This is a genomic window from Paenibacillus sp. A3M_27_13 (assembly GCF_024213315.1).
In the GTDB taxonomy this organism is placed as follows: Bacteria; Bacillota; Bacilli; order Paenibacillales; family Paenibacillaceae; genus Paenibacillus; species Paenibacillus polymyxa_B.
Window position 1 is genome coordinate 1,399,107 of record NZ_JANAVE010000001.1, and the last position, 13,170, is coordinate 1,412,276.

8 protein-coding genes are annotated in these 13,170 nt (G+C 45.4%); all 8 read right to left on the bottom strand.

Going from position 1 to position 13,170, the window contains the following annotated elements:
• Positions 1-161 precede the first annotated feature (161 nt).
• Complete coding sequence (locus NLX82_RS06200) at positions 162-926, bottom strand: LytR/AlgR family response regulator transcription factor (RefSeq protein ID WP_013311480.1); 765 nt, start codon at positions 924-926, stop codon at positions 162-164.
• Positions 923-2,584, bottom strand: a complete 1,662-nt coding sequence (locus NLX82_RS06205; protein WP_175405291.1) for a sensor histidine kinase — start codon at positions 2,582-2,584, stop codon at positions 923-925. The genes NLX82_RS06200 and NLX82_RS06205 overlap by 4 nt, the downstream gene beginning before the upstream one ends.
• A 49-nt stretch (positions 2,585-2,633) precedes the next feature.
• Positions 2,634-3,620: a S66 family peptidase gene (locus NLX82_RS06210; RefSeq protein WP_023989866.1), complete on the bottom strand. Its 987-nt coding sequence runs from the start codon at positions 3,618-3,620 to the stop codon at positions 2,634-2,636.
• A gap of 182 nt (positions 3,621-3,802) precedes the next feature.
• Positions 3,803-5,299, bottom strand: coding sequence for a methyl-accepting chemotaxis protein (locus NLX82_RS06215; protein WP_254347624.1), 1,497 nt, complete (start codon positions 5,297-5,299; stop codon positions 3,803-3,805).
• 285 nt (positions 5,300-5,584) lie between these two features.
• Entirely contained in the window at positions 5,585-6,226 is a 642-nt protein-coding gene (locus tag NLX82_RS06220; RefSeq protein WP_068942011.1) for a 50S ribosomal protein L25, read from the bottom strand.
• A gap of 231 nt (positions 6,227-6,457) precedes the next feature.
• Entirely contained in the window at positions 6,458-8,992 is a 2,535-nt protein-coding gene (gene pulA, locus NLX82_RS06225) for a type I pullulanase (protein WP_068942009.1), read from the bottom strand.
• 303 nt (positions 8,993-9,295) lie between these two features.
• Positions 9,296-10,951, bottom strand: a complete 1,656-nt coding sequence (locus tag NLX82_RS06230; protein WP_254347625.1) for an amino acid ABC transporter ATP-binding/permease protein — start codon at positions 10,949-10,951, stop codon at positions 9,296-9,298.
• A complete protein-coding gene (locus tag NLX82_RS06235) occupies positions 10,944-13,097 on the bottom strand; it encodes a DUF454 family protein (protein WP_076157628.1) in 2,154 nt (717 codons plus the stop codon). Before NLX82_RS06235 ends, NLX82_RS06230 begins: the two co-directional genes overlap by 8 nt.
• Positions 13,098-13,170: the final 73 nt, after the last annotated feature.

A 13,170-nucleotide genomic window follows, 5' to 3' on the forward strand; every position in this document is an offset into this window, starting at 1 on the left:
CAGCGTCAGTTTGTTATCATGATAACCGGGAATCCAGTACGCTTTGCGCCTGTGGAGGAGCAAGTCTGTAAGGATTCTCTCTACATCGATTATTATAACCCTGCATGTTAGCCAGAAATCGTTTGAGGAATGAAATGCACATATAGCGGAATGAAATGCCTTTAAAGTCGCATAATTTGCCGAAATTCCTTGGCTTTACTACGGCTCACAGGAATCTCTGCTTCTAGTCCACGCAAACGCAGGAGATACGTATGGTTGAACCAAGGTACAATTTCACGGATCTGCGATAGATTCACCGTGTATGATCGGTGACAGCGGAAAAAGTCCTGCTGCGGCAGCCGGGCATGAAATTCCGAAATGCTCATCGGCATCGTATATTCTTCGTGCCTTGTAAAGACACGGGTCACCTTTTCCTGCGCACACGCATAGTAAATATCGTTTGCATCCGTTACGATGATTTTGTCATTTTTCAGCAGATTAATACGACCTGGCGCAGCAACTGTGCTGGCTTCAGCAGCTCGGGGTTGCGCCGTCTGGACAGGCTCCTGTATTGGAACGTTCTGCTGCTCATAAGCATTTTCCAGCTTACGCAGCATAGATGCGATCCTTTTTTCATCATATGGTTTGAGGATGTAATCGAACGCCTCCAGCTCAAAGGCTTGCGCCGCATGTTCTTTATAGGCGGTCGTAAAAATAATATAGGGCTTTTTGGCAAATTTGCTAATGTTCTGTGCCAGTAGCATCCCGTCCAATGAAGGAATGTTAATGTCCAGAAAGATCGCGTCCGTCTCCTGATCTTGCAGAAACCGAAACACATCTAGCCCATCCTCGAAACTATCGGTCACCTCAATGTTGCTATGAGTCTGAATAAGATACTCCAGCTCTTCACGCGCTGGAAGTTCGTCTTCTACAATTATGGCCTTCATGACTTCTCCTTTGGTATGTCAAAATAAACTTCGGTGCCCGGCTCATGCTTCAGAATAATAACTCCTTCGCCGTACATAAGCTTGAGTCGTCTGTGCACATTGTACAAGCCGATCTGTTTAGCCGGAACCCGATCATGATACAGGTTATCCACAACATCATCCCGTATACCCACCCCGGTATCTGCCACAGAAATACGCACCTTTTCTCCACGATCCTTTACAGAAATGGTTACTGTACCTGATCCTTTTTTCTTGAGAATTCCATGATTTATCGCATTCTCAACCAGGGGCTGGATAATAAGACTTGGAATACGCACAGACACCTCATCCATTACATACTCTACCTGAAGTCGGTTGCCGAAGCGTGCTTTTTCAATTTCCACGTAATCAGACACCTGCTGAAGCTCTTTATGAATTTCGATCAAATCATCATTCAGCTCCAAATTATAGCGCAGATAGCCCGATAAATTAATGATCAGCTCTCGTGCCTTATCCGGCTTGGTGCGTGTCGTAGAGGCAATGGCATTCAGCGCGTTAAACAGAAAATGAGGATTAATTTTCGTTTGGAGCGCCTTTAGCTCGGCTTTATTCGCCGCTTCCTTAATTTGCTCCACACGCGACACTTCCATTAACGTGGAAATGATTTGAGACAAGCCAATCGCCATCGTCTGCAACGGATACGTGATTTTATAAGCTTTGCGATAATATATCTTCAACGTGCCGGTTACTTCTCCGCGCTCCTCTAACGGGATAATGAGCAGAGACTGGATTTGGGGTGTTTTATCGTCTGCAATATGGTTGCGGATCGTGATTTTACCGCTACGGATCGTCGTTTTAGTCACATCGCTAATGATCTCATCTCCGATGTGATAACGCTCTTCGCCAAAACCGACATAGGCCAGCACATCTCTGGTATCCGTAATCGCCACCGCGTCTGCCTTGATATCTTCTTTTATGATCGAGCAAATGGTATGCAAGGATTCCGCATTAATGGAGCGAAAATAAGGCAACGTCTTATTGGCAATATCTAGCGCCAGCTTGGCCTGTCTGGCCGCGATATTCTCCTTTTCCCCCTCCACACTCTGGATCAACAGAACGATTAAACCGATACTGACTTCTCCGATAATCATCGGTAGACCAATCTTGGAAACGATGTCCACTCCAAGGTTATGGGGTTGTGCCATCACCAGAATGAGCAGCATCGTCAATGCTTCGCAGACCATACCTGCGGCGATACCGACTAGCCATCTCTTGGAACGGTTGACCCGGCGGCCGATGTATCCTGACACCACACCTGCCAAAATACTCGTAATCAGACACGGAATCGAGGTCACTCCCCCGATATCAATTAGATAACGGTGGATACCTGATACAATACCTGTAACGATCCCAACCCATGGTCCGAACAAAATACCGCCCGCCATAATTGCAATGATTCGAACGTTAACAAGCGAACCTTCTACTTCAATCCCGGTGTAGGTGCCGAACAGCGCAAACATGCAAAAAATCAATGTTAGTATGGCCAGCTCTGCCGGAGAATGGCTGTTCTTTTGCAAGGTTTCCTTAAACCGCGGGATACGTGTAATAAAAAATAAACAAATCAGTAACAACGCTGCGCGCTCAAATAGCTGCATCAGCATTTCCAACAAGGCGTTCACCTGCGTTCCTCCCAAATAAAAACGGATATGCCTACATAAGTTGTGTTAATTATTCACATATTTCAGTACTCACCCTGCCATTATGGGCATGGATGCTAGCCTTCCCACCAATCGGATATGTAAACTGCGGCGTAGTATGACCAAAATCAGCATCTGCAATCACTGGAATGGAGGCCAATTCTCTTTTCGAGCTAATGATTTGCCGCAGCAATTCTTCTGTCATATGCGACGCCTGCTGAAATCGTCCTATGATGATCCCCTTAACCTGATCAAATCCAGGCTGGTGCAACAGTGATTGCAAATCCCGATCAAACGTAGCGGGAGAGCTTTCGTAATCATCCTCAACAAATAGAATGCTTCCTTCCAGACTCGGCATATACGGAGTCCCCTGCAACAAATTCAGGGTACACAAGTTTCCGCCCACAATCGTACCCGTTGCTTCACCTTCATGAATCGCATACGGACCCGCATTGCGGTAAAAGCTTCTTTGATCCTGATCTAGATACCAAGTATCGTCACTCCACTCCGACGAAGACTGGATTTGAATGCTGCCCTCTTCCAACATCAACCTTTGAAAATACGCCGTCGTATAATCATTTCCTCGCAACATGGCAAACGTCAAAAAATGAGGTCCTGCATACGTGATAAGCCCCGTTTTTGCATAAATCGCATGGCTTAACGCTGTTATATCCGAATAACCACATAATCGTTTAGGATGAGCTCCAATCAGTTCATAGTCAAGATGGGTAAGGAGCTGATTGGCATTATAGCCCCCAATTGAAGTCAGGATGCCCTTTACCTTTGGATCGACAAAAGCTTCGTGCAAGTCTGCGACTCTGGACTCTATCGAGGAAGATGTAAAATCATCATTTTCCAGCACATGTTGCGAAAAACTCACTTTAAACCCTAGCTCCTCCAGTCGTTGCTGGGCAATCAAGCGATTTTCCTCAGAAACGATCGACAAGCTTCTGGACGGCGAAAGAATACGTATCTCGTCTCCAACTTTTAATTTGGGTGCTTGCTTTCCTATGATCATGGTCATCCCCCCTTAGTTACAAAGCATTTAAACTGCCACAAATTATACCATGAACTTCCATCTAATTATAGCTTCTAGAAATCCCATCTTCATCTCCCTTCTTCAAACGCAGTAAAAAACCGGAGAGTACCGCTAGATAGCGATAATCCCCGGATCTCTAGTCCGATAATGAAGCATTTCGGTTATTTGCTTTTGCTGATTTCGGTAGGACTGTTGTCCTCCTTCTGATCATGTACCAGTTCTTTTAATTGGATAATCAACGCCTCCAGCTCACTAAACCCGGTCACCATATTGGAGGTTATATTTCGTTGCTCCTCTACTCCAGCCAAAATTTGTTCTGACGCTGCACTCGCTTGTTCCGTTACACTTGAAAATTCCGTCATTTCTTGAACAACCTGAGATGAGTATTGCTGCATGCTATTTGTACTGTTTTCCACATCTACGGCCTGCTGCAGCACTTTATTGGCATTTTGCAGGATATCCTCCAGTACAATTTCGGTCGAATGTGCCGATTCCATACTTTGCTGTAGCCTTTGCTGTCCCATGTCAAATTGACTTACGACAGAATCCATCTGAGTTCTCAGTTGAGTCAAGATACCTTCCATCGCCACCGAGGTGTTCCCTACCATTTCAGCCAAATTACGCACTTCTCCAGCCACGATGGCAAATCCTTTTCCATGTTCTCCCGCTCTGGCGGCCTCAATGGATGCATTCAAGGACAGCAAATTAGTTTGTTTTGAGATTTGAGTAATATCTTTAAGCATGGCAGACATGCTATCACTTTGTACTTTAAACTCATCCAGTTCTTCTTTGGTACGACTCATGACCTGACCCAAATCCTTGATTTGAGACGTTAATGCCAGCAGTTGACTGCTCCCTCTGTCCCCGGCATTTTTCGTATCTTCGGAAAGCTGCTTCAGTTCTCGGGAATGATCAGCTACCTCTCGCACGTGCCGGTTAGATCGGGCCAAGTTATCCGTAACCTCGGTGATATTCGAAGCTTGCATTTCTACCCCTTTGGCAACCTCCTGAAACCCGATAGCGACTTCATGCGTCACGCTGCCCGTAGCATCCACTTGATTCCTGAATCGTTCTGTAAAGTTATGCAATCCAGCCACTGCTTGTTTAACTTGCTCAAACAGAAATTCAATTCGTTGCCTTGTAGCATCGATATCTTTATTTTGCTCTTCACTTTTCTTAAACTGCTTTTGATTTAACACCGATACCACTAACAGTAGCAAACCAATAAGTAAAACAATAATAAACTCATGCACATAGCGCAAAGAACCGGTAGCTGGGGGAACTGGGGGCGTACCGATTGTTATTTGCACAAAAATATTACAGAGATTTAAGGTCATAGCTACCAGAAAATATCGGTAAGACGGATACAGCAAAAACAAAGAGCAAATTAATATGGTGGTCACTACCTCGACGCTAGATAAGTTCAAAAATATACACATTAATACGCTAAAAAACGTAGTAATCCACGGAATAAGGCGGATTCCTTTCTTTTTCATATTCAGGATCGTTAAAACTGCCGCGACTACAAATCCTACACCATTAGATACCCACATCGAGGGATTAGATAATGCCGGGACGATGCCGCTCAAGGCCATAATCCAAAAAATAATGATCACCAATTTGTTTCTTTGCCACAACAATTCACTCGTTCTGTCCATGATTGTGTACGCGCTCCTTAGATATATATTAGGTATTTATAAAATAAAAATGTAAATGCCATACTTTATATATCGTCATATCAGAACACGTAGTGAATGAAAATCGTACAAACACTCCACATTCCCTTTAATTTCCAAATTACAACAGAACAATTTTAAAGGGAAAGAGTATGTAATCGTAAATAAATGAATGAATGCAAAAAATCGCCCCCAGACAGGGAGCGATTTTGAATTCATTTTTGATGACTTCGCAATTGGAAAAGGTTCATATACCAACTGACAACATTAGGATTCCTTGTTTTCGGAAGCCTCTTTAGCACCTTCGGTTGCTGCTACATCACCTTCTACAACAGCATTTTCCACTTCAACTGCACGCGGAACGATAATAGAAGCAAGCAGTTCTTCTTCAGGGACGTGCAGTGTTACTCCTTTAGGGAGTTTCAAGTCGCTAGCGCTCAGCTTGTCGCCAACATCCAGTGCGGATACATCCACCTCAATGGTAGATGGTAAATCAGCCGGAAGACCTTCGACTTCTACTTCCGTTTCCTGAACTTGCAGAATACCGCCTGTTTTTGTACCTACAGGTGTACCCTGGTAATCAATAGAAACACGCACGCGAAGCGGTTTGTTTTTGGCAATTTTCAAAAAATCGGCATGCAACCATTGGTTGTCACGCTGTTGATAATCTTTAATAATAACTGGAATGGTTTCTCCACCCTCTACAGTGAGGTTAAACACCTCTGAACGTCCGGTTCTGACTACTTTATTAAATTCCTTGGCATCGACATGTACAGGGGTTCCTTCAAGCTCAGAGCCGTAAACCACAGCTGGAATCCGTCCTTTTAACCTCAATTCACGAATAGCCGAACCCTTCTTCTCTGTTCTCGGCTGGGCGGTCAGTTGAATACTTCCTCCATTAGAACTCATGATATACAACCTCCTTCAGGTTACCTTACAAATGATTTTCCTCCAAGAATCTTGCCTGTTTACCAGTCGTACTACAGGATATAAGCCAGCAAGCTGGCAAAACTAAACAAGTCCATAATTCTATTTTACCCCTTTTTTCTGAAACTGACACACGTTTGCATAAAAAAGTAGCATTTCTCGAAATGATCGAAAAATGCTACTTTCGTGTATATAGCGACCAAGCATACAAGTCTATCCGGCCCGATTATCATTTACCAGTAGCAAATATTCTTCTCTGCCACTATGAATCAATACCTGCATCACAGACTGGTTCGGGTCTATATCAATATATCGATCTGCCTCAACATCCTTGGCATCCCAGTGATTAAGCCGGACAATGTAGCCGATTCGCTGTATATCAGGAGCCACCTGAATACGCGCTACTGCACGACCATCATCCAAATCACGGAATTCGACATGTCCGTCGCGGTGCCCCGTTCCCCATACCCATACGTTCCAGCCAGTGTATTGCCGATCCGCACGCTCGTAGATCAGTTCAATCGTGCGAAATGGGGCGACTTCACTATCTTTTCCAAGCTGGACATCTGTCAACGCTATGGCTGTACCTGCAATTTCTTGATCTGTCCCTTCATCCGAGTCTTCCAATTCGTTCTCCGCCTGACGATTAGCCTGATCTTGTTCAGTCACAAATGAGACTCGTGCAGGTTCTTCCTGATCATATAACACCATCATCGACCAGCGTGATACGGTTACACGATGGCCTACGACTTCATACCGTGTCTCATTACCAGCCCCGTGTGCGTCCACGACCACATGCCAACGATCCGATTCCGCAGGCAATGCTATCGTCTGCTCTGCATCTGAGCCGTTATAAATCACCACAATATGATTCCAGGCATCACCGTTAGCATGGTGCCTCAAAGCAAAAGCCACCACATGCCCACTGCTTTGCAGCACTTCCATGTGCTGCTCCACCAGCTCACGATGATCCATTCGGAATGCCGGGTGGCTGCGTCGCAAAGCAATTAAGCCTTGGTAGTAATCAAACACTGGGCGAAACCTCGCCTTGTTATCCCAACGGATGGCATTCACCACATCTGAGCTTCGGTAGCTATTATGGTCTCCACATTTGGAGCGCAGCAGTTCATCCCCTGCATGAATAAAAGGAATACCTTGAGATGTGAGTACCATGCCGTTAGCTAACAGGGACTTGCGTACGGTTTCGTTCTCTAGCAAGTTATTTTCATCCAGTTCCCAATACGGGTCTGCTTCGGCAACAGCTTGTTCAGGTGTCCTCCCATCCTGTGGCTTCCCCTGCTCCCATTGTGGAAAACGACAATGCTCCCGCAAATGTCTTACCGTCAAAATTTTATCCCACAGATTGAGATTATCGTGGGCAGTTACATAATTGACGGTCTCCGATGGCTGAGCTGTGAAATCATGAATAGCCCCAAAAGCACCTTTAAGCACCTGTTCCTCCTGATGTTCTGCCCCTGTGGCAAACCCGCTCCCAGTACCGTCGCTATCCCCCTTAATAGCAGAACGGTAGTTGTCGTTAAAAACAGCAAAGCCTTTGTCCCGTTGCGTTCCTTTTAGCGTAAGCAAGGGTTGCGGAGATTCTCCTCCCGTCCAAGGCTCACCATAGATAAGCAGATCCGAACGCACTTCAGAGCGAAGTTCTTGCGTAAGCCGCACCACGGTTGGGGTATCAATCAGACCCATCAGATCAAATCGAAAGCCGTCTATATGATATTCCTCTGCCCAATAGCGTAGTGAATCCTTGATATACTTGCGCACCATCGGACGTTCGGTTGCCACCTCATTACCTACCCCTGATCCATTGGTGAGCTGCCCTTGTTCATCTGTACGGTAATAATATCCAGGTACAACAGGCTCAAATGGCCCCTGTTCCACCGAATAAGTATGGTTGTACACAACGTCCATAATGACACCGATGCCGGCAGTATGCAAAGACTGTACCAGCAGTTTCAGCTCTCGTATGCGTGTCTCCGGATCAGCCGGATTGGAAGAATAAGACCCCTCCGGCACATTATAATGCTGCGGATCATAGCCCCAGTTATATTCAGTATCTAATTCCGCAAAGTCATTTACCGTATGAAAATCAGCTACTGGAAGCAAATGAACATGTGTAATGCCCAGCTCCAGTAGATGATCCAGCCCGATGCTGTTCCCCTCAGTATCCTTCAATCCCGTATACGTAAAGGCCTCAAACCGTCCCTGAGCAGCAAATAAGTCTTTTTTCCCCGTATTAAAATGGGTATCCATCGAAAAATCACGTACATGAAGCTCATAGAGAATGGCATCTGTCGGCCGCTTAAGTGTAGGCCCCACATCCAATTCCCATCCGTCCGGGTTGGTTTGAGCCAAATCAATGATCGCTGTACGCTGCCCGTTGGCTGATACCCCTGTGGCATATGGATCGGCAGCATAATGAATGGTGTTGTCCGCCCACTCCAGCCTGTACATGTAATAATATTTGTTCCAGTCCCCTTCCAGCTCTATAGACCATACACCTTGATCATCACGGCTCATGAGAAATTCCTGACCACCGCTGTGCTCCTGAACGTTCCCCTCCTGATCGTACACCCCCGCATCGTTATACAACGCTATATGGACCTGCTGCGCAGTCGGTGCCCATACCTTGAACTTGCTGCCCACAGGCGTATAAGTAAGACCCAAATCATAGCCTTCATATATGGGATATGTTGTGTGCTCAAGCTCTTTGAGCTGATTGAAATCTGACATTCTTGTTCACCACCCATTTCTGTACATCGGCTTACAGCCTCTGTTCATCCATCATTTATGATGTTTATGACTTGTCAATATACCTCAGGATTTTGTAAAATCTTCACCTAATAGGCTATCAAAATAAGACAAGCTTGAAAAGCTGGATGATTTAAATAAGGATGACGCTTCCATTTCAACGCACACTCCATTTTATGACAAAACCATGAACAGGCTACAGCTTTTGCCCTCAAGCATAACAATAATTTCCTAGATTTCATCACTTATCGCTAAATAAGTACGTTAAAAAACACGTTAGAAAAGTCAGGACAATCTACGGTTATCCATTTCAAAAATATCGTCTGCAATCCGCATGGTAGAACTTCGGTGCGAAACAAGGACAACCGTTTTATCTTGCTGCTGTTCCTTTAACGATTTTAAAATAATTGCCTCGTTCAGGCTGTCCAAATTGCTGGTAGGCTCGTCGAGCAGTAAGAGAGGCGCATTATGGATAAAGGCTCTCGCCAGTCCCAAGCGTTGGCGTTCTCCACCGGACAGCCTGTCCCCCAATTCTCCAACTCGGCTGTCATACCCTTGAGGCAAGGTCATAATAAAATCGTGCACTGATGCCTTACGTGCTGCTTCCACAACCTGCTCATGCGTTGCATCAGGCTTTCCGATTTTGATATTAGCTGCAATTGAATCATCAAACAGGAACGTATGCTGGTCTACATAGCTCTGTAAGCCTCTCAAATGTCGGGTTCCAATTTCCTTCAAATCGTGCCCGGATAGCAAAATTCCACCTTGCTGCGGGTCCCTAAATCGCATCAGCAACTTTAGCAGCGTAGACTTGCCAGAGCCGCTTTTACCCTGAATGCCTAAAATCCCCTTATGCGGTATCGTGAGACTTACATCATTCAGCACCGTTTGACCATCGTATGCAAAAGTCACCTTGTCTACTCGTGCCCCAGTAAAGGCAACACTTATCCCTTCGATATTTTCCTCTACCTCCGGGGCTTCCTCCAATAGACTCAATACTCGTTCCCCGCTCGCCAGCGTTTGAAGCAAATTGTTGGACAAATTGCTCAGCGCGACGACAGGACCAAATGAACTAAACAGGGCAATGACAGAAATTAGCATACCTGTAAAGTCAACGTGACCATTAGACATACCGTACAATCCAGCCAGCAGCATCAAGAATGAGAATCCAACTACAGCCGCATCTGTGATGGCTCTTGTGATACCTTCATGATGCTTCAAGTCCTTCTGCTTGGCATCCAATTGATCCGTACGACGGTTAATCTCATTCAAACGTTGTTCTCCTTGCCCATATTGCACAATTTCCTTCATACCCCGTAAGCTGTCCAAAAAATAACTGCTCAGCTTGCCAAAGCTACTTCGGTATTCCATCCCCTGACGTTTGCCCATACGTGACGTGAGTAAAGGAATAAATAAACCGACAGTTAGGTAAGCAAGCGCAGCAAGCCAGCCTAATAGAGGCTCATAAGAACCGATAAAAAACACCATGAGTAGTGAAGTGATGATGCCGATCATAACAGGCGCTATCGTATGCGCATAAAATACTTCCAGTAGCTCAATATCACTCGTAATGAGTGAAATCAGATTCCCCTTGTCCTTGCCTTCCAATTTGGCTGGAGCGAGTCTGCGCAGGGCTTGAAGTACCTTATCACGCAGTACAGCCAGCAGCTTGAAAGCGAGATAATGACCACTCATTTGCTCGCCATAACGGAATACGCCGCGTAGTACGGCACAAACCACGATCGCCGTCAGCAAAAACGACATGGTGTAGCCTGTCGTGATGCCCGTTGCTGTAAGCAGAGCTAGGGCTCCAAACACTATAATGCCAATAGCACAAACAAAACCAAGCACTCCTGTAACAATCGTGATGAGTAGCACAGGTAAAAGAGGCCCCGCCAATACCAATAATTGGCCCATGATCCGTAATCCATGTCTACGCATATACAGCCCCTCCTTTTACAAACTGCTCTACCCGGTGTTGACTGAGATACATCTCCGCATAATGTCCCTGCTGGCTCAACAGCTCATGATGCGTTCCCGATTCTGCCACCAAACCGTTTTGCAGCACATAGATACAGTCGGATTGAACTACATTTTCCAGTCTGTGAGAGATAAGAATCACTGTTTTTTGACCTGCCAGCGCATGTATAACCTCCATAATGCCTTCCTCACTTTCACTGTCAATGTTAGAGGTGGCCTCGTCAAAAATGTACACACGACTATCATGCAGCAATGCTCTGGCTAGTGCTAGCCGTTGGCGCTGTCCTCCTGACAGATTTGCCCCTTGCTCCTCCAGTTCTGCTTCCAGTCCTCCTTCTGAAAGGATAAAATCATACAGCTTCACTTGTCGCAAAGCTTCCAGCATTTGTTGCTCATCCGCGTGCTCATTGCCCATTTTTAAATTTGCTTCCACTGTGCCTTTAAAAATATAGCTGTTAAAACCGATCCAGGTCATGTGACGCATGCGGCTTCCTTCTGAAATTTCGGTAAGCTCTTTTCCTCCAATCGTCAGACTTCCTCGATACCCCTCGTGATGCCCAACGATCAATCCGGCTACCGTACTTTTACCAGAGCCTGATTCCCCAACAATTGAAACAAAGCTGCCCTGGGGAATATCCATGTATATATTTCGTAAGGTATCTCTTTCGTCGTAGGCGAAACTCACCTGTTCCAGTCGAATATCTGTGTTTTCTATGCTTTCTTGTCCTTGTATAAGATCCTCAGTACTCAACATTTGAAATATTTTGTCGCTTGCTGCCATTCCGTTCATGGCGATATGAAAGTAAGAACCCAGCAGACGCAGAGGAATGAAAAATTCTGCCGACAGCAAAACAATGATGATTGCTCCCGCCAAGCCAATATGGCCTGAAGAATATTCGCTTACCGCGACCAGTACACCCGCAGCGGCACCACCAAATGCGATAAGATCCATAATGGCCACGGAGTTAAGCTGCATAGTCAGCACTTTCATCGTCATTTTGCGAAAATCCTCCGCTGCTGTGTTCATTTCCTGATGTTTATCCTGGTCTGTTCCGTACATTTTGAGCGTAGTCAGACCTTGTACATTCTCCAAAAAGCTGTGGCCCAGATTGACGTAACTGCCCCAATATTTCCGAAAAAGCTTTTTAGCCATCCTCATAATGACAATGATCGACACTGGAATTAAGGGAACGCAGATCAACAGTATAATGGCTGCTTTGAAGCTGACAAAAGAGAGGGTGATGAATAACGTTACAGGGGCAAGCAGACTGTAAAATAGCTGAGGCATGTATCTACCGAAATAGGTTTCAAGCTGCTCTACCCCTTCTACAGCAACCTGTATAACCCCCGAGGTGGAGGTATGATCTGTATATGCGGGTCCCATTTTGAGCAACTTGCCGTAAATTTGCGAGCGCAGCGTTTTTTTAGCATTTACCGAAGCACGATAGGATAACATACTGGCTGCATAATTGCTCAGACAGCGAACTGCAATAGCAGCAATAACAATGACCGTCATAGATAGAATCAGCTTGCGAGTCACTTGTCCTTCCCATGCCTGCTGCATAACAAAGGCCATAGACAACACAGCGGCTATACTCCCCAAAAGACCGATCCACTGCACAAGCACACCCAATACGATATATTTCCGAGAATGTTCCACTAGACCGAGCAGACGGCTGTCGACCATTTTAGACCTTTTTTTCGGAGTAGGGGCAAGTGAAGATGAAGGCGTTATTTCTGCTGCAGCGTTTCTCACTGTTCCGATTCGGAATATAAAGTAATAATATTTAAAAAGGATGACCAAGACGATGAGCGCTTTGCCCCACATATTAGGGGTGAAAATAAAGCCTGTAATCAGCATCGCTGACGCTAAGCCCAATGTGGTGATTTTCGTAGACAGCTTCAACGACCTTGTTTGAACAAAACTCTCTAGATGCTTTTGGTACAGAGAGGTATTCGAAAACCACTGGTGAATCCTTTCGGACCCCCGCATAAAGAAAAAGGTCGCTAGCAGCAGAAACGGTGTAGTCGGTAGCAACGGTAGCACTACACCAATAACTCCAAGCGCCAAAAATAAAAACCCTAAGGTAATATAGATCGGTTTCACTATAATCCTCCCTAATAGTTATAATAGTAATGATTTCATTTTATAGATAATGATAATCATTATCAATATAAAC

What these genes read in the sequence shown, in the direction of transcription:
- NLX82_RS06200 (WP_013311480.1), bottom strand. Translation starts at nt 926, where the DNA reads ATGAAGGCCATAATTGTAGAAGACGAACTTCCAGCGCGTGAAGAGCTG.
- NLX82_RS06210 (WP_023989866.1), bottom strand. Translation starts at nt 3,620, where the DNA reads ATGATCATAGGAAAGCAAGCACCCAAATTAAAAGTTGGAGACGAGATA.
- NLX82_RS06215 (WP_254347624.1), bottom strand. Translation starts at nt 5,299, where the DNA reads ATGGACAGAACGAGTGAATTGTTGTGGCAAAGAAACAAATTGGTGATC.
- NLX82_RS06220 (WP_068942011.1), bottom strand. Translation starts at nt 6,226, where the DNA reads ATGAGTTCTAATGGAGGAAGTATTCAACTGACCGCCCAGCCGAGAACA.
- pulA (WP_068942009.1), bottom strand. Translation starts at nt 8,992, where the DNA reads ATGTCAGATTTCAATCAGCTCAAAGAGCTTGAGCACACAACATATCCC.
- NLX82_RS06230 (WP_254347625.1), bottom strand. Translation starts at nt 10,951, where the DNA reads ATGCGTAGACATGGATTACGGATCATGGGCCAATTATTGGTATTGGCG.